Source organism: Mycobacterium sp. UNC410CL29Cvi84 (genome assembly GCF_000686745.1).
GTDB classification, from domain to species: Bacteria; Actinomycetota; Actinomycetes; order Mycobacteriales; family Mycobacteriaceae; genus Mycobacterium; species Mycobacterium mucogenicum_B.
In genome coordinates, this window is sequence record NZ_JMLM01000006.1 from 95445 (window position 1) to 113989 (window position 18545).

Below are 18545 nucleotides of genomic sequence, written 5' to 3' on the forward strand. Positions count from 1 at the left end.
CGTTCGGTATTCCGCTACGTAGCGGAGCGTATTGAAAGGTCTGGCATGAGTGGTGTGGTGGTGACCGGTGGTGCATCCGGTATCGGCCTGGCGTCGGCCAAGGCGTTGATCGCCGACGGTCGCGCGGTGTCGCTGTTCGACATCTCGCCGCAAGTGGTCGCCGTCGCGGACTCGCTCGGGGCGCACGGCGTCGTCGTCGACGTGAGTGACACCGACTCGATGGCCGCCGCCGTCGAGCAGGCCGCCGCGGCCATGGACGGTATCGACGGACTGGTGCATGCCGCGGGCCGGGTGCTGCCCGAGCCGGTCGGGATGTTCACCGTCGAATCCTGGGATGCCGTTGTCGATGTGAACCTGCGCGCGCAGGCGCTGCTGTCCCAACTGCTGCTGCCACATTTCGAAAAGGCCCTTGCTGGTGGCGCTGCGCCGGCGATCGTGGGCATCTCGAGCATCGAAGGGCTGGTTGGCAATCCGTTCATTCCGGCCTACTGCGCGTCGAAGGCTGGGCTGCTGGGCCTGACCCGGTCGATGGCAGGTCAGTTGGGGCCGTTGGGAATTCGCGTCAACGCCGTGTGCCCGGGCTTCATCGAAACCCCGATGCTCGCTGATGCGCTGGCTGTTCCTGAGGTGAAGAACGCATTCGTGGCGGCGGCGCCGCTGGGCCGGCTGGGGCAGCCCGAGGAGATCGGCGCGGCCGTCGCGTTCCTCATGTCGCCGAAGGCGTCGTTCATCACCGGGACGCAGATCGTGGTCGACGGGGGAGTGACGTCGCGGCACGCTTAGGGTCTTGCGGGCATTCTGTCGGCTGAAGTCGGTGGCTGGTGATTCAGGCGTGGCAACGCTATCGTTTACCCGAGAAACCTGTCGCAGGGGGCGCATCGACATCATCAAGCGCGTGTATGTCGAGATGCAACAACAATTAACTAACGGGGCCAGTCGTTTAACAAGTTGGTTAGCCGATGACACTAAACCGCCACCAGGACAAAAGCTCAGTGTCCACCGTATTGCGCGCGCTCAATCGAATCCGATATCACGATTTCGCCGCAAATTGTGGTGGTCTCCTGCTGCTGCCTACTTGTCAGCGATGTAAACAGAAACTTGAGTAGTGCAGTCCACAATCGGCCCCTGATCCCGGCTGCTATTGCCTCTGCCCTCAGAAGTTACTGAACGAAGCTGCCTATAGGTCGATGGGACGCTCGTGGACGATCACTCAAGTCCTACGCGGTTTGTGCTCACTCTCCTTCCTGCATTCGAGCTCAGTTGTGATGGTGTCGCGGTCACCCTGCCCAGCCGCGCGCAACGGCTGATCGCGCTCCTGGCGATCAGTGAGCGCCCGCTGTCCCGCTCGGTCGTCGCCGCGCGGCTCTGGCCGGACGTCGTCAACGCACGGGCGAACGCCAGCTTGCGCGCCACCCTGTGGAGCCTTCCGCGAGACGACCCATCACTGGTGCAGGTCGAAGGCAACACGCTGATGCTCGATCCCTCCATCCACCTCGACCTAGTCGATGCGTACTGCATTGCGAACGAAATCCTCGAGGGCCGCTGCGCGTGTGAGGACGCCGAATCGGTAGAGCTGCATGACGATCTCCTGCCCACGTGGACCGACGAGTGGTTGATGATCGAACGAGAGCGCTTCCGGCAGACGCGGTTGCACGCGTTGGACGAGTTGTGCGTGCTCCTGGCGCATTCGGGCAGATTCGCGCGAGCCATTGCGGCCGGGCTGGCCAGCGTGTCGAGCGAGCCGACGAGAGAGTCGGCACACCGTGCGCTCATGACCGCCCATCTGCTGGAAGGCAACCGCATGGAGGCGATCCGCCAGTACCACACCTATCTCTCGATCGCGAAGGCCGAGATGGGCATCGGCCCGTCGGATCGACTCCAGGATCTTTTTCTCACGGCTTTACAGGACGCTCCCAGTGATGAGTCGATGACGCCGCGATAACGCAGGAAGGAGCACGCTGCGAACGTGACGGTGCATGCGTGGACCGATCTGCCCGCCCTCATGTCACTGCTCGATGAGTGCCTTGGCGCGGCGATTCCGCATGCGCGGGCTCGCTACGGCATTGGACCGGGTGCGGATCCGTATCGCGGTCTCTACATCGGGGACGACATGGTCGACCGGCTGATTGTGGAATCACTCGAATGTCGTTCTCTCGGTGAGGATGCCGCGGGATCGTGGCCGCAATTATTGACGGATTGGTGCGACGAACCGCTGGATCCGTTCGAGACCGCGACGGTACTGCTGGCGCTGGCTCCCGAGGTGGATCTGAAGTACGAGCGGATCTACGGCTACCTGCAGGACGATGTGAACGCGCGTCGGCCGCGGGTGTCCCTGGCGCTCGACCTGTTTTGCCGCGATCTGCCGGACCGGTTGGCGGCGCGGGATCGCTTCAGCCCCGATGCCGTCCTACGACGCGAACGGATCTTGACCCTGGATGGCAGCGGCGACGAACCCCTGCTCAGTCGGCGAATGCGATTGGAACCCCAGTTGATTCGTCACCTGATGGGCGGGACGGGACTCGACGAACGGGTAGCGCAGCGCTGTCAGGTGTTGCTGCCGGACCTCGAGATGCCCCATGTGCCGCTGGATGCGGACAACAGGGCGAGTATTCAGGCGCTTGTCGACGACATCACGGCGGGACACGCTGTGCGGGTCGCCCTGGCCGGCAGCGACCTGGAGGTACTCAGTGAACTCGCGGCCGAGCTGGCGCGTGCCGCGCAGATGCCGATGTTGCGGGTGGAGGCCGCTGACGACTCCCTGATTCGGCTGATCAGCAACGAGAGCCGCCTTCTCGGGTACGCGATTCACGTCGAGTGGCCACAGTCGGCCGGGCCGCCAGCGCGGACCACCCTGGAGACGCTCAACGGAGCAGGCGATGTCGTCATCGTGACAACTGATCGGTCCAGTCATGACTTCGCGGCAACGGGCTTGAGCGTCATCGACATCGGCGAACCCGATGCGGCACTCAGACGTCAGTGGTGGGAACGATGTGCGCCGGGGCTCTCTGATTCGGACTTCGACCGACTCGCCGCGCGCTATAGGCTCACCGGCTCGGAGATCCGGGCGTCGTCTCGCGCGGCGCGGCGATCATCGGTCGCCGTTCGACCCGACCGAAGTCCCGACGCGGTGGCCTTTGCGAACGCGGCGCTCCGCCACTCGCGTCACCGGCTGGAGGGACTTGCGCGACGAGTGGAACCGATCGCAGGTTGGGACGACCTTGTGCTGCCTGCTAATTCGATGGCCGCGCTGCGCGAGCTTTGTGATCGCATCGCGCATCGACAGACCGTTCTGCGGCAGTGGGGCATGGGTCGGTGCACGAATCACCGCATGGGAGTCAACGCACTCTTCGCCGGAGCGAGCGGTACCGGAAAGACCATGGCCGCTCAGATCATCGCCGGCGAACTCGGTTTGGATCTATTCGTCGTGAATCTGTCCACGGTGGTGGACAAGTACATCGGCGAGACGGAGAAGAATCTCGAGATGATCTTCACCGCCGCTGAGAGAGCGGATGCTGTGGTCTTCTTCGATGAAGCGGATTCATTGTGCGGCAAGCGCTCCGAGGTCAGTGACGCGCACGATCGCTACGCGAATCTTGAGATTTCGTACCTGTTGCAGCGCATGGAGGCACACGATGGGATCGCCCTGCTCGCGACCAACCTGCGACAGAACATTGATGACGCATTCTTGAGACGGCTCAACTTCTTGATCAGGTTCCCGTTTCCCGAGGAGGCCGAACGCCGACGGATCTGGAGCCAGATCTGGCCGGAGACCGTGCCGATCGACGTCGACGTCGACATCAACTCGCTGGCGCAGTGCTATCGCTTCTCCGGCGGGAACATTCGCAACATCGCGGTATGTGCGGCGTTCCTCGCCGCGGCGAACGAACGAGCGGTTTCGTGGGAGCACATTATGACGGCCATTGATCGCGAGTACGAGAAGCTGGGTGGTGGAGCAGATTTGGCGACCAGTCGACTGACTGCAGCGTCGGGGTGAGATAGACATGGGGGAGCTCGCTGGGCACGCCGGACACGTTGGAGCGATGCCAGCCGCTGCAAAGGCGCCGCAGCGCGAAGCGTCGACAAGGCATGATCACTTGCGCACCGCCTGGAACCGCGGTACTCCGGTGAAGACGGGTAATCAAGCGATTACCCATTTGCTGGGTACTGCGGCACCACCTCAGATCGAGCCAGGTGACGCGGTACCGGACTCGGTATACGACGCTGTGCAGACTGGCGGAACACGGCTCGACGCCCATACCCGCGCCGAGATGGAACAAGTTGTCGGGCAAGATCTTTCGCGGGTCCGCGTACACGATGGGCCGCTTGCCGACGCCTCCGCTCAGGCGATCCGGGCCCAGGCGTATACGGTCGGCCCCGATGTCGTCTTCGCGGCGGGTCGGTATCAGCCATCGACCTCTGAGGGCAAGCAACTGCTCGCCCACGAATTGACGCACGTCGCGCAGGTTGGAGCCCGCCGACCCATCGGGCCCCTACGCCTGGGACAGACGAACGACCGCTGGGAGGCAGAGGCGGGTGGGTTCGGTGAACGATCTGCCGGTGGTGCGCAAGCCGAGGTCGTCCGTAGGTCTCCGGCAGGCACAACGCCGACTTCACCCGCCCCGGCGGCTCAGATGCGGGAATACGTCAACGAGTCCGGCGAACGGGTGCGTGTCACAGAGGCGGAGTATGCGGACAAGGTCCGCGAGGCCCAGCGTCGCCTGGCCGATTCGTTGCGACGAGTGAAGGACAAGGCTGAGGTCTATCGCGACACCCACGCCAACTTCATGAAGAACGTTCACGGCGAGGCCAATTCGGTCTGGGATGTGGTGAAGAGCCCGTCGACGGCGGTCGCCATTGCAGTCGACATCCGGTCGGGGGTCACTCCGCCTCCGGTCGGGATGTGGCATCACGCACTGCATGCCGTGGAACTCGGCCAAACCGCGCTAGCAAGCTCCAACACCAGGGAGGCGGCCAGCGATCTGCGTTTGGCCTCCAACTCACTGCGGGATTCGGTAGCCGCGTGGAACCTCTACATGGACCAGATCCAACATGGCGGCGAGAAGCTGGTGGGGGAACTAGAGGTCGTCCGCGACGTGTCGTTCGCCATCGCGATCACGGCAGCCGTGATCGTCGCAGCACCAGTTGTCGCGGGTGCTGCCGCCACCGGAACGACGGCGCTTGGCGTGAGCGGTGTTGCTGCCACCGGGCTCTCCACAGTGGGGACAGCAGTAGGCACGGGAGCCGTCGGTGCCGCTTTCGGTGGCGGTCTTCGTGGAACTTCCGATGCGTTGGCCCAGAAGACGGTCAACGGCCGTGTCGATTGGACGAAAACCAAGAAGGAAGGAGTGCGCGGAGCTAAAGAGGGTTTCGTATCCGGTGTCACGGCTGGAACGACCGCAGGGCTGGGCTCGGCAGTCGGCGTGGGCGCCAAGGGACTGTCCACGACCTCGCAGATCGGACGCAAGGTCGTTGTCGAGGGTGGGGCGAACCTGGTGGGCGGATCTACAAGTGCCGCACTAGAAGGCAAGTCAGCCAAGGAGATTGCCACCGCGGGTGTGACCGGCTTCGCGACGGGTGCCATAGCTGCACCGCTGGGTAGTGCATCGAGCAAGCTGGTGGGCGGCGGCCGGCCTGCGCTGGCAAAGGCGGTGGACGTCGGCGGAAGTATGGCGGTCGGCGGCGGCGTCGCGCTGGCAAGCGGCGCCGACCGGGATGAAGCCATGAAGCAGGCACTCATAGCTGGGACTTCGACGCTGGCTCTGTCGGGTGCGTCGCACGGGCAGAAGGGAAATGCCGCGCCCCACGAGGACGCTCCGGCGGGAGTCAAGGACCCGACCGCGCCCGAAAACGCAGGCGTCAAACCGGCGGCCGCGACGACGGAGCCCGCGACACCGGTCGCCGCTCCCGCAGAGGCCGCACCGGCCGTGCCGGCTGCAGCCGAGCATGCGGCACCAGCTGCGCCCGCCGCAGCCGAGCCTGCGGCACCAGCTGTGCCCGCCGCGGCCGAGCCTGCGACACCAGCTGTGCCCGCCGCGGCCGCAACGCCGGCCACAGCTACGGTGGCGCCCGAAACGGCTGTCGCTCCGGCGGCGCAGACTGCCCATCCGGACCCTCCGATGTACGGGCCTGTCAGGGAGATCGACGAAGTCTTCGGAGGGCTCAAGCAAGAGCTCGCCAACGAGCCGGCCGCCGCAGCGAAACCCCCTGTCGAGGCAGCGGCGCCCGCGGCTGCCAAGCCGCCTTCGACACCGAAGACCGAGGCGCAGCGCCAACAAGAACAGGCGGCGCTACGGCAGGAAGCGGCGCGCGTCGTCACGGAGAAATTGGACGCGAATTTCCCTCCCGGGACACCGGCTCGAGCGGCGATTGAGGGCAACCCCACACTGTCGAAAATTGCGGCCGACTCACCGTCCCTCATGCATGAGTATTGGACAGGATTTCAGGCGAAGACGGGCTCGTCGGCGACTCCGTCGGAGTTCGCAGCATATGTGCGGTCTCGGCAATCGAGCGAAGCTCGACCTCAGTTGGGGGAGACAACCCAAGCCTTCGCGCGTGGCGCCGACGGAGAGCACGTGATCGCTGCGCCGGGTGATCCGAATGCCCCTGGCATCGATCTCATCACCTATGCGCCGAAGGACGACAGGATCAAACTTGTCGATGACAAGTCGTACAAGCGCAACGTCGGTAAGGTGAGCGCGCTCGAGAAGAATCTCCCGCCGAATATTCGCGACGTGGTGAATGACCTACACACCGCGGTCCAGGAACCGAACGTGCCCAACGAAATTCGGACGAAAGTCATGCCGCGTCTGGCCGCCGCAACGCGAGACCTCGAGCGTTATGTCGCTGCCAACCCCGCCGCCGATCTCCGTTCGGCGGCGGTGCAGCGCGATTTTCAACGAATTCTGCAGAACCACGGTATTGATCGTGTCGTCACCAATACCGCCGGATCGCAGAACGCGGGCATCACCTCTGGTCTGGCCAGCCGCGGATTCATTTTCGAGTGACCCAGATCATCGATGACGCTCCAATAACGCTGCGGTGATGGGTCGGTGATGACACGGTGATGGGCGGGTGATGGGCCACCCGATGTGATGATTGGGTGCTGCATCAAGTCGACCGGCTGATCGCTGAAGTGCTCAGGCGAAAGCTGGGCCTGCAAGACGATCAGGTCGACTTCGAACCACCTGACGACGGATGGCGCCGCAGGGTCTCGAACATTCACGGCGGACTGGCAGTGAATGTGTACCTCGTCGACTTGCGCGAGAACCCCGGATTGCGCGACCCGGAGTGGCGGTTGGAGTTCGACGCAGGCCGCCCCCAGCGCAAACCCGGTGCAATGCGCGTTGATTGCCACTACCTCATCAGCGCGTGGAGTTCGGTGTCGGACAATGCAGCCGTCGAAAAGACGTTGATCGAACACAGACTGTTGTATCGCGTCCTTGCCGCTCTGGCCGAGACCAACCCGCTGAACCCTTCACACTTCTTCCCTTCGGGCGCCGGCTTCGACAAGCTGATCAAGAACGCTGACCTACCTGTGCGGGTGGTGCCTGCCGAAGGTTGGCCGAAGCTGGTTGAGTTCTGGGGCGCGATGGGAAGCAACAGCCGCGTCAAACCCGCTCTCCTCTACACGGTCACCGTCCCAGTGGATCTGCCTCATACATTGGCCGGTCCACTCGTCACAACTCGAATCATCGAGTTCAAGCAGGGTTTCGACGGTGGCGCCGCTGAGCAATGGCTGCAAATCGCAGGCACGGTCAGGCTGCCAGACGGCACGCCGGTTGACGGCGCCGTCGTCACGGTCAACGGCGCGTCGGGCGCGGCCGTCGGCTCCGCGTCGACGGGGGCGGACGGCCGCTTCTCTGTCGGTGGACTCCAGCCAGATGGCTACGAAATCTTAGGGCGCAAAGGCGCTTTGAACGACAGGAAAACTCCGACGCTGCCGGGCCGCACCGGCGACTACGACCTGAAGCTGACATGACACTGTCCCCCGAACTAAGGAGCTGACCGGCAATGGCTGTACAAGTGAGCTGGCCCGGCGTCTACATCGATGAGTTCGAGCCCGGCGCTCCGATTCAAGGGGTCGGCACGAGCACTCCGGTGTTCCTCGGCATTGCGGAGAGAGGGCCGCGTAACACTCCGACGCGAATTTTCAGCTGGGACGAATTCGTGACGACATTCGGGGGCTTCCTTCCTGATCGCGGCGCCTGGCTGGCACAGAGCGTCTTCGGGTTCTTCACCAACGGCGGCACGAACTGCTACGTGGTGCGGGTCTCGACGGCTGCGATGGGGACGGTCGATCTACCGTTCCGCGGGGGCGGCGGCAACGCCGTCACCGCGACCGCCATCGCCGAGGGCCCCGAGGGCAACGCGATCAAGCTCACGGTGAGAGACACAAGCCGCTCGAAAGCTGTCATGAAGCAGTTGATGTCCCGTGGCATCGCCGCAATGGTCGACCGCAAGAACTTCAAGCTGACCGGCGGAGTCGCCAACTACAACCCGAACGACACCATTACCGTCACGAACGGCACCGAAATTCAGAGTGGCGACATCGACACGGTCACCGCGCCCGACATGATCAAACTGAAAGCCGACCTGGCAGGCAACACGGACTTCACCGGCGGCACTGTGTACCGCGACACCGTCCGCGTGCTTTCTCAAACCAAAGGCGTCAACACGGTGTCCGCTGACCGTCTCACGCTCACCCTCGCCGACGCCCAACACTCGTTCGCGATCGGTGACGCGGTCACGGTGGTCAAGGGTGGCAACTCTGCGGATGCGACCCTCCGAGACGTCGCCGGCGCCATCTTGACTCTGGCCGCTCCACTCGGCGGGAACTTCGATTTCAATGCAAGCAATGTCCGAATGGCGAATCTGGGTGTCAATACCAAGCGGATCCGCCTGGTCACTCCCAAGGGGCTGAGCCTCACGACGGCGTTCCCTCGCGGATCGCTACTCGAGGTGAAGCCTCAGGGCGGCGGCGCGGCGACCTATCTGCGCGTGGCAGGTTCGGGCGGCGACGAGGTCCAACTCGACTCGGGACTCCCGGCAACGATCGCGCTACCCGACAACCCGGCGCAGGCGCCCGAAGTTTCGACGGCCGATTTCGATCTGGTGGTGCAGGCGCCGGCAGCCACGCGGGTCGAGACCTTCACGTATCTCTCGATGGATGCCCGTAGCCCAGGCTACTGGGGCACCGCCGTCAGATCCAACGCGGTATCACTTGCCGCGGCGAAACCGCTCGGCACACCGGCGACCGGCGACGATCGCCCGTTGGCTGGAGACCGGACCACGGCTGGGGGCGTGGCGGACGACAGGGCGTCGTCGTGGCAGAGTCTGACGACGACGCCGGCGCAGTACCTGAATCCTCTTGCGCGCCTTCGTGACGTGTCGTTGATCGCGGTTCCCGGTGGGACGACGCCCGAGGTCCAGCAGGCGCTCATCGCACATTGCGAGTTGCTGAAGGATCGCTTCGCGGTTCTCGACGCAAGACGCACCGAGGACGGCAGCAGCGACGACTTGGGGATCACCGGAGTGATGAACCAATTCGCGCAGGTGCGTTCCGCGGACGGCTACGCGGCGTTGTACTACCCATGGATCCAGGTGCGCCATCCCGCGACCGGGGCCCTCGAATTGTGGCCGCCCTCCGGCCACATTCTCGGAGTCTGCGCCCGGACCGACGCCGATCGGGGAGTCCATAAAGCACCGGCCAACACCAACATTCGCGGCGCCCTCGGCGTCCAGAAAGTGCTCAGCGACCAGGAGCAGGGGCCGCTGAACCTTCTCGGCGTAAACGTCTTGCGTGTCTTCCCTGGTCAGTCGCAACCTCAGGTGTGGGGTGCCCGAACGACTGCTGGGGACCTCGACACCAACTGGCTGTATGTGAACATTCGCCGGCTCTTCATCTATCTCGAGCAGTCGCTCGAGCGCGGAATCCGTTGGGCGGTATTCGAACCGAACGATCTCGAACTGTGGCAGAAGCTCAAGCGCAGCATCAGTGACTTCTTGACGCAGGCCTGGCGCGACGGGGCGTTGTTCGGTGCCAAGCCCGAGGATGCCTTCTACGTTCGCATCGACGAGGTCCTCAATCCGCCTGCGACGCGGGCTCTGGGCCGCCTGTACATCGAAATCGGAGTCGTCCCGACGTATCCCGCCGAGTTCATCATCCTGCGCATCGGCATCTGGGATGGCGGCGGCGAAATCACCACGGCCTAAGGAGAAATCATGGCAACAGGGCGGGTCGACCCCTACGCGGCATTCGCGTTCCGGGTGGAAATCGACGGCATGTTTCGCGGTGCCTTCACCGATGTCGGAGGGATGGACACCACAGTCGAGGTCACCGAGTACGCCGAGGGCGGTGATCGGACCAGCAAGAAACTTCCGGGAAAGGTCAAGTACTCCAACATCACCTTGAAGTACGGCCTCACCGACGATCGGTTTCTCTACAACTGGATCCTCGACGCATCGAAGGGCAACGTCGTCCGCAAGAGCGGTTCGATCGTGATCCTCGACCTGCAGGGAAACGAGAAGGTGCGCTGGAACTTCCGTGAGGCCTGGCCGACGTCGTGGAAGGGCAGCGCACTCGCGGCAAAGGGCAATGAGTACGCGATCGAGGAGATCGACCTCGCTCACGAGGGAATCGAGAGGGTCTGATGATGCTTCGCACCGAGTACGAATTCACCTTGCCCATGGGCTATCTCGATGCTGACGGGATGTTGCGCAGAACAGGCACGATGCGGCTGGCGACCGCGGCCGACGAGATCCTCCCTCTGCGCGACTCGCGGGTCGCGCAGAACTCTGCCTACCTGATCGTCATCCTGCTGTCGCGGGTGATCACCCGGATCGAGGGGATCGACATGATCACCCCGAAGGTGATCGAGAACCTGTTCGCTGCCGACCTGGCCTACCTGCAGGACCTCTACAACGAGATCAACCGAGTCGACGATGACAGCCACCGATCCGTGATGTGCCCGAACTGCCGGGAATCGTTCGAGTTGGAGGTCGAGCGTCTGGGGGGATCAGGGGCTACCCCCTCAGTCAGCTGACCGAGGAGGTGGCCTTTCTCGGCTACTACCTGCACTGGCCGCACGACCAGTTGTTGGACCTGGAGCACGGAGACCGACGCGAGTGGGTTCGCCAGGTTTCAACAATCAACAACCGCATCAACGACACCGACTGAGAGGAGGGGAACAGGATGCGTGACCACCGAGCCGCCGCCCGAGTATTGCGGCGCCGCCACATGCATGTGGCCGGCCGGCTACGCGCGGTCGAGCGCATCTTCGCGCTCTGCGGCCGCATGAGTCCGACAGTGAACATGCATGCGCACCAGCATGTTTCCGGACATGTGACAGTGGCGCTCACCGCAGTGCGGCACAGTCATATCTCTCCTGTCGCGGTCGTCAACGTGTCGCGCCCACCGGCGACACCCGCGGTGCGGGTGAGCGAAGTGCAGCAAGGACGGGCACGGCAGCTGCATCTCCTTGTCACACGTATTGCGCGTACAGAGATTTCCAACGCCGCGACGGGTGAACAACGCCGCCTCGCCATAGTCACCACCCGCCGCGAGACGCGAGTCCCATCCGTGGCCTGTGTCGTTCCCAAGGCAGCCGTCTCGCCGCCAGAATCGCGTGCAGACGATCGAACCCGCTGGCCCGCAACGCAAGACGAAGCCCTGCCGATTCTGCGTCCCCAACCACAGGTGACTGGACCGACGCCGGGCGAACTCGCGACCATCACCAATCACGTCCTCACCGCAATAGACCGCCGGCTGATCGCACACAACGAACGTCTGGGTCGGGGGTGAGGCGCCGATGGCACTAGAAAAGGCGACCATCACAAACACCGTCACCAGCAAGGTGATCGAGGTCCTCTTCAACCCGGAGGAGTACACGGTCAACTCCGAGGTCACGTACGCCCAAAGTGCCATCCCTGGTGTTTCCGGCCCCCTTCTGCAGTTCGTGCACGGCAACATGTCCACCTTGGAGATGGAGCTGCTGCTCGACACCCAGGAGAAGCATTCGTCGAGCCGTACCAACACTGCACCCAACAGTGACGTCCGGGTCCTGGTCCGGGCCATCACAGACCTGATGGTGATCGAGTCGACGACGCACGCGCCTCCGGTGTTGTTGTTCACCTGGGGCTCACTGACGTTCACGTGCGTGTTGGCCCGCGCCAGCCAGAAGTATCAGATGTTCCTGCCGACCGGAATACCCGTTCGCGCCCGAATGCAGGTCACGTTCAACGAGTTTCGCAACATCGACTTGGAAGCCAAGGAGATCAAGCGGCAGACCGCCGACTACACCAAGCGCCGGGTGGTGGGGCAGGGCGAGACACTGCCCTCGATCGCCGCCGAGGTCTACGACGACCCCACGAAATGGCGTCCCCTGGCCATCGCCAATGCCATCGCCGACCCGCGGGTAGTGCTCAGCGGCACCGAGCTCACCGTGCCGCGACTTCCGTACCGGGATCCGGCGACGTCGAAGGTGTACATCTGATGGCCGCGCCCGCACCGGCCTATGCGCCCGATTTCCGGATCACGATCAACGGCGCGCCGGTGCCTGCCGAACTGCGGGCGACGGTCACCAGCATCAAGTATGAGGACGGCCGCAACGCTGCCGACCGCGTCGAGATCGCGCTCGCGAATCCCGACCTGTTCTGGTTGCGCAAACACATCAAGGGCATGGGCTTCGCCCCGTTTCCCACGCGGCTACCGGCACCGCCCGGAGCGTCGAGTTCGATTACCCCCGAGGGCATTTTAGATGTGCAGAACAGCCTGACCCTCGCAGTGGGATACGTCGGCGAGGGCGTCCATCACGTGTTCGGTGGTGAGATCACCGGCATCACGGCGACGTTCCCCAACGGCGGCATGCCGATGCTCACGGTGGTGGCGCACGACAAGCTGCACCGCCTCGGCGAAGGCAAGGCGACCCGGGGATTCGGGCTGCTGCCGGATTTCCTCACGGCGATGTTGCTGTCCGCGGAGAACCTCATCATCCCGCTGATCGATCCCGCGATCGTCGCGGCGTCGACGGTGGTGGCCGTGCTCAAGGCCATCTTCGTCGGGTCGGGCCGCAAGCAGGTCGGCCAGAGCGATCTGGAGCTGCTCGCCGACATCGCGAAGGACTACGACGCGGACTTCTGGGTCGAGGACGACGTGTTGTACCTCTCGCGCTTCATCAAGGAGTACACACCGTCGTCGACGCTGTCGTGGCGGAAATCGTTGCTGGACTTCACTCCTCGGTTGACCACGGTCGGCCAGGTCGCCGGCGTATCGATGAAGTTCACACTGCGCGAGATCCCGCTGAGCTTCGTCGTCAGCGTCTACTGGGATTTCGACAACGAACGAATCGGGGTGCGCGTCCTGCCCGGACTGGCGGCCAGTGGAGGGCTTGCCTTCTCAGGGCCGAACTTCTCGATCGTTGACCAGCCGATTTCGTCACCGGTCGACCTGGCCGGCAGCGCACTGCGAATCGTCTCCGAGCTTCGCGGTCGGCTCAACAAACGGATGACGGGGTCAGGCTCCTGCGTCGGTGATCCGCACATCCGCGCAGGCAAGCTCGTGCGGCTCGACGGTATGGGGCCGGATTTCAGCGGCGATTACCGCATCAGCAGCGCGACACATTCCATCGACGGTTCGGGCTATCAAACACATTTCGAGGCGTTCAGGGAGTTGATTCCATGATCGAAGACACCATCCGCGACATTGCCGAGGGCGTCCTCGGTACGAAGCACAAGATCTACGGCGTGCTGACCGGTACGGTGATCGATCTGCTCGATCCCTTGATGCTGGGGCGCGTTCAGATCCAGGTCGACGCCCTCGACTCACTGGACCTGACACCGTGGGCCAGGGTCGCCACACCAATGAGCGGAATGCTGTCCGGGGCGTACTTCATCCCGTCGATCGGTGACGAGGTGCTCGTCGCGTTCGAGCACGGAGATCCCAACGCTCCCTACGTGATCGGTTCGCTCTGGAACGCGGTTCACCCGCCGCCCTATCCGACTCCGCTGATGCAGCAGCGCGCCATTCGCTCCCCGCTGGGCAACCAGGTCGGCTTCCGTGAGGCGCCACCGGCGATCACGATCACGACACCGGACATGACGATGGCGGCCATCAGCATGCCGCCAGGAGTGACGGTCGCGTCCAACGCGATGATCACATTGATGTGCGGTTCCTCGGCGATCATCATGACGCCGCAGAGCATCACGATCACCTCACCCACGGTGAACGTCATGGCCGCCACCGCGATCAACCAAGCAGCAGGCTCGGCGACCACCACGGTCAGCGGCCCTGTGAGTGTGTCGTCCACGAGTGCCGTGAATATGACCGCACCGATGGTGAAGATCAACTAGGACAACCGATGCCACCTGCAGCGCGTCTCCTCGATCCCACCGCGCATGGTGGAGTCGTAGCCGGACCGGGAGTGCCCACGGTCTTAATCATGGGAATGCCGGCGGCTGTCGTCGGCGACATGCACGCCTGCGCCGTAGCGGTGCATCCTCCCGCCCCTTTCCTGAAGGGCAGTCTGACAGTTCTGATAGGCGGTCGGCCCGCGCTTCGAATGGGCGATCTCAGCCCGTGCGGTGCGCCGATCGCGGTGGGTGCGCCCACGGTGCAGATCGGATAAAAGATGACATCGGTCGATCGTGCGTTTCTCGGTGTTGGGTGGGCCTTTCCGCCCGCGGTCATCGGTGCTGACGTCACGATGGCCGCCTACGACGAAGACGTTCGTCAAGCGGTGCTGATCATCTTGCAGACCACGCCGGGGGAGCGCGTGATGCGGCCCCAGTTTGGCGCGGGCTTGGCTGATCTCGTATTCGAACCGATGACCACGGCGTTGCTCGCGTTGGTCAAGCACCGGGTCGAAACGGCACTCGTGCAGTGGGAACCGCGCATCGATGTCGACATGGTGACCGTCACACCGAGCCCGGCCCGCGGCCGCGTCGACGTCGACATCCGCTACCACGTCCGCCAGACCAGTACTTTCTATAACCTCGTCTACCCCTTCTTCCTGAATGAAGGAGGGGGACAATGACATCCGTCGATCCGCGTACCGCAGCCGACTTCGAAGCCGCGCTGCGCGCGCGGGTGCCTGGGTACATCCCCGGCTGGGATCCCGCGGCGAAGGGTTCCGCCTCAGCGTTGCTGGCGATTGCGGCGCGAATGTCTGCGGTAGTGGCCGACAGGCTCAACCGGGCACCGGCAAAGAATCAGTTGGCATTCCTTGAGATGCTTGGCATTTCACTGCTGCCGGCGCAAGCGGCGCGCGCGCCGATCATGTTCACTTTGCGTCCAGGGCTGGGGGATTCGCGGGCCACGGCGGGCACTCAGGTCGGCGCGACGGTGGAGGGAGTCGACGGCCCGCTCATCTTCGAAACAGAACGAGACATCGCGCTCGCGAAGGCCAAGCTGGTCGAGGTCGCGACGCTGGTGCCGGGTAGTGATGCGTGGGCGTCGCATACGGTCGACTACGCGGCGGGTCGGCCGATGAAGTTGTTCGACGGACTCTCGCCGGTGGGTCACGAGCTGTACTTGGCGCACGACGCGCACTTCGCCCTGCAGGGGCGATGCGAAGTGCGCGTGCAGATCGAGCTTTCCTCCACGGGCCGACGTCGGATACCCACCGTGTGGGAGTACTGGGACGGTGATGCCTGGCGGGCGTTCACTTCCTTCGAACCCGACCAGCTGACAGGTAACCCGCGAAGCATCGACGGCACCAATGGCCTGACGCGAAGTGGGACCATCGTTTTGCGCGCTGAGAGTGCGAATGCCAAGAGGCGAATGGTCAACTGGGTGGACTCGTACTGGATTCGAGCACGATGTGGCGTGCGGCTCACCCAGGACTACGCAGCCCACCTTCCCACCATCTCCCGCGTGGTCGTCGGGTCGCTCGTCGCGATACCGATCGGCGCGCTGTCGTTGTCGGCCCGCGGCAGCGGATCCGGCCCTTGGCCTGAAGCGAAGGAGCTGGTGTTCAACGCCAGGGGCTATTTATTCGTCAGTCCCGAGCCGAGTTCGGCCTCGGTGAGGATTGAGCAGCTCGGCATCAAGAACCCCTACATCGATGTGCGATCGCTGGCGGGTGGGGATGCGGTGCTCGGACCTGTGCCTGACGACTCGGAAGGTGACTACCAGCTCGAGGTCGACATTCCCGGATTCCGTTTCGCCAGCGCCAAGGTCAAGATGACGAAGAGCGGAAAGTCACTCGACGTCGGGCTAGGTGGTGAACTGCTCGACCGGCGCCCGGATAAGGGTGACGGTGGTGGTCTGCCCCTGGACATGTCGAAGCCGTTCCGCCCCTTCGGTCCGAGCCCGACCGCCGGCGCTGCCTGCCACCTGATGATCGACGACGCACTGAGCAAGCCTCACGCGATCGTGACCCTCTGGGTCGTGGTGCGGGAATACGGCCAGTTCGATTCGGACTCGTTGATTCCGGAAGTCGACGCCCAGTACTTCGACGGGGACCGATGGCAGGACCTCAAGATGAATATCCTCGAATACTACAGCGGCACAACCGAACTCGCGAGACTATTCGTCAACAACGGCGGCATGCAGTTCACGGTTCCCGATGACTTGGCGGTGACGTCCGTGAACGGGATTGAGGGCCATTGGATTCGATTCCGGATGGTGTCCGGGATATACGGGAACTCGCACACGATCACGATTCCCGGGCCGCCGCCATCGTCCTTCACCACCCGCGAGATCGTTTCACCGGTAGTGGAGTCGATCCGGTACAGCTACCACTACCGATCAGCACTGACCGCACCGACCGCGTGCCATAGCTGCAACGACTTTGCCTGGGTGGATCATTCGGCGGACGCCATCGTCGGCGGCGATCCATTCGTCCCGTTCCGCGTCGTCTCCGACCCAACGCCGGCGCTGTATTTCGGATTCGACGCGGAGCTGCCCGCCGACGTGCTGAGTTTCTACATCGACGGGGATGAGGTCCTCGCCGAAGGTACCGATGCGAACTTCGTCTGGGAATGCCTCGACGGCGACGTGTGGCGCACGATGATCGCCGACGACGAGACCAACGCATTGACCCTGCCGGGCACCGTCCGCCTCGCGTATCCCGGAGTCGCCAAACTCGCGACTCGCACGGGCGTGCAAAGTGAGCTGACGTCGGTGCATCCCACAGATCTGATACCAGAAGGACGGTTGCGTGAGGGTGACGTCGTCAGTATCGGCGACGACAGTGGCACCGAGCTCGCCGTGATCGCTTCGGTCGACGACCGGCTCATCACCTTCGTCAAACCGACGGACAAGCTGCACCCGCGAGCGACGGTCACGAAGACGGGGCCGGCGCGCTTCGGCACCCCTCGTGCCGCCTGGATCCGCGCTCGGTTGCGGAGCGCCGGCGAGCCGCCTGCCCGCACGATCAACGGTGTATATCCCAACACGACCTGGGCCACCAACGTGCAGACGCGTCACGACGAGGTGCTCGGTACCAGCGATGGAAACCCGGACCAGAGTGTGTCGTTCGCGTACGCACCGGTACTGCCCGGCGAGCGCATCGAGGTGCTGGAACTCTTCGGCCGGCGTGCGCAGGTCGATATCGCTGATCTGCGTGACGACGTGCTGGCGCATGGCGGCTCGGCAGACGACCTCCGTATCGTCAACGATCGCGCAACCGGATTGATATCGCAGGTATGGGTTCGTTGGGAAGGCCGCCCGAATCTCTACTTCTCGGGTCCGGCGGACCGCCACTACACGATCGAAAGAACAAGAGGATTGGTTCTCTTCGGTGACGACAGGCATGGGCGCGTTCCGCCGAGCAGCGCCGACGGAATCCTCGCCCGGACATACCGCTCCGGTGGAGGCCGTCTCGGAAATGTCTTGCGTGGCAAGGTGAACCAGCTCTTGTCCGGCGTGCCCGCAAGTTCGGTGACCAACATCAGGGCCGCACTCGGAGGCGCGGACGGCGAGACCAACGCGAAGGTACAGAACCGCGGACCTGCTTCGGTCGCGGCGCGCGTGCAGGCCGTGACTGTCGCCGACTACGAGGTACTGGCGCGGGAGGCGTCACCCGCGGTGGCATTCGCGCGAGCCATGCCCGCGGCCGATCGTGACGGGCGGCCGCGCCCTGGGGCGGTGCGAGTAATCGTCGTCCCCGATTCCCAAGAGCCGCAACCGATGCCGTCGTTCGAGCTGCGCCGCGCAGTGCAGAATTACGTGCGCAGGCGCACTCCCGCGTCGATGGCAGGCCACGTGTGGGTGGTGGCACCCGACTACCAACCGATCGGTGTGGTGGCGGAGGTGACGCCGATCGACATCGACGACTCCGGACCAACGTTCGACCGGGTGACGCTGGCTGTCCGGGCGTTCCTGCATCCGCTCACGGGTGGGCCGGAGGGCACCGGTTGGTCGTTCGGCCGCGACGTGTATCTCTCCGACCTCGCCAACGTCATCGGCGGAGTCACGGGTGTCGACCACGTCAACAACCTCGAGCTGCTCCTGGACGGTGCGCCCCACGGGCAGGTGGTCACCGTGCCTCCCGATCGCCTCGTCGTCGCCGGCGACGTCACCGTCCGCCTGGCTGGAGGTGAATGAC

General features: G+C 64.0%; 16 protein-coding genes. All 16 read left to right on the forward strand.

Annotated elements, in window-relative coordinates; genetic code table 11:
- The first annotated feature begins 45 nt into the window (after nucleotides 1-45).
- The 16 genes from BR47_RS0108880 (at nucleotide 46) to BR47_RS0108945 (ending at nucleotide 18544) form a co-directional block, all read left to right on the forward strand.
- The gene (locus tag BR47_RS0108880; RefSeq protein WP_029119271.1) at nucleotides 46-783 is read left to right on the forward strand and encodes an SDR family NAD(P)-dependent oxidoreductase; all 738 of its coding nucleotides are present in this window, start codon (nucleotides 46-48) and stop codon (nucleotides 781-783) included.
- A gap of 415 nt (nucleotides 784-1198) precedes the next feature.
- Nucleotides 1199-1942, forward strand: coding sequence for an AfsR/SARP family transcriptional regulator (locus BR47_RS30075; protein WP_051634693.1), 744 nt, complete (start codon nucleotides 1199-1201; stop codon nucleotides 1940-1942).
- A gap of 60 nt (nucleotides 1943-2002) precedes the next feature.
- Nucleotides 2003-3994, forward strand: a complete 1992-nt coding sequence (locus BR47_RS0108890) for an ATP-binding protein (protein ID WP_141772212.1) — start codon at nucleotides 2003-2005, stop codon at nucleotides 3992-3994.
- Nucleotides 3995-4040: 46 nt separating this feature from the next.
- Nucleotides 4041-7004, forward strand: coding sequence for an eCIS core domain-containing protein (locus tag BR47_RS31980; RefSeq protein ID WP_177127365.1), 2964 nt, complete (start codon nucleotides 4041-4043; stop codon nucleotides 7002-7004).
- Nucleotides 7005-7099: 95 nt separating this feature from the next.
- Nucleotides 7100-7978 (forward strand): Pvc16 family protein, encoded by an 879-nt coding sequence (locus BR47_RS33710; RefSeq protein WP_051634694.1) that lies wholly within the window; start codon nucleotides 7100-7102, stop codon nucleotides 7976-7978.
- Nucleotides 7979-8010: 32 nt separating this feature from the next.
- Nucleotides 8011-10212 carry a phage tail sheath family protein gene (locus tag BR47_RS0108905; RefSeq protein ID WP_029119274.1) on the forward strand — a complete coding sequence of 734 codons (2202 nt, stop codon included), beginning with the start codon at nucleotides 8011-8013 and terminating at the stop codon, nucleotides 10210-10212.
- Between the two features lie 9 nt (nucleotides 10213-10221).
- A complete protein-coding gene (locus BR47_RS0108910; RefSeq protein ID WP_029119275.1) occupies nucleotides 10222-10650 on the forward strand; it encodes a phage tail protein in 429 nt (142 codons plus the stop codon).
- Nucleotides 10650-11042, forward strand: coding sequence for a phage tail assembly protein (locus BR47_RS0108915; protein WP_197035051.1), 393 nt, complete (start codon nucleotides 10650-10652; stop codon nucleotides 11040-11042). Before BR47_RS0108910 ends, BR47_RS0108915 begins: the two co-directional genes overlap by 1 nt.
- An 8-nt stretch (nucleotides 11043-11050) precedes the next feature.
- A complete protein-coding gene (locus BR47_RS34110) occupies nucleotides 11051-11176 on the forward strand; it encodes a DUF6760 family protein (RefSeq protein WP_353582939.1) in 126 nt (41 codons plus the stop codon).
- Nucleotides 11177-11191: 15 nt separating this feature from the next.
- A complete protein-coding gene (locus tag BR47_RS33015) occupies nucleotides 11192-11800 on the forward strand; it encodes a hypothetical protein (protein ID WP_141772213.1) in 609 nt (202 codons plus the stop codon).
- Between the two features lie 7 nt (nucleotides 11801-11807).
- The gene (locus BR47_RS0108925) at nucleotides 11808-12491 is read left to right on the forward strand and encodes a CIS tube protein (protein WP_029119277.1); all 684 of its coding nucleotides are present in this window, start codon (nucleotides 11808-11810) and stop codon (nucleotides 12489-12491) included.
- Nucleotides 12491-13678, forward strand: a complete 1188-nt coding sequence (locus BR47_RS30095; protein ID WP_051634697.1) for a phage late control D family protein — start codon at nucleotides 12491-12493, stop codon at nucleotides 13676-13678. Before BR47_RS0108925 ends, BR47_RS30095 begins: the two co-directional genes overlap by 1 nt.
- Nucleotides 13675-14346, forward strand: coding sequence for a phage baseplate assembly protein V (locus BR47_RS31985; protein WP_051634698.1), 672 nt, complete (start codon nucleotides 13675-13677; stop codon nucleotides 14344-14346). Before BR47_RS30095 ends, BR47_RS31985 begins: the two co-directional genes overlap by 4 nt.
- 8 nt (nucleotides 14347-14354) lie before the next feature.
- On the forward strand, nucleotides 14355-14621 hold the full coding sequence (locus tag BR47_RS32510; protein ID WP_036426974.1) for a PAAR domain-containing protein: 267 nt from the start codon (nucleotides 14355-14357) through the stop codon (nucleotides 14619-14621).
- Between the two features lie 3 nt (nucleotides 14622-14624).
- The gene (locus tag BR47_RS0108940; protein ID WP_029119278.1) at nucleotides 14625-15029 is read left to right on the forward strand and encodes a GPW/gp25 family protein; all 405 of its coding nucleotides are present in this window, start codon (nucleotides 14625-14627) and stop codon (nucleotides 15027-15029) included.
- Nucleotides 15026-18544 (forward strand): putative baseplate assembly protein, encoded by a 3519-nt coding sequence (locus BR47_RS0108945; protein ID WP_029119279.1) that lies wholly within the window; start codon nucleotides 15026-15028, stop codon nucleotides 18542-18544. The genes BR47_RS0108940 and BR47_RS0108945 overlap by 4 nt, the downstream gene beginning before the upstream one ends.
- Nucleotide 18545 lies beyond the last annotated feature (1 nt).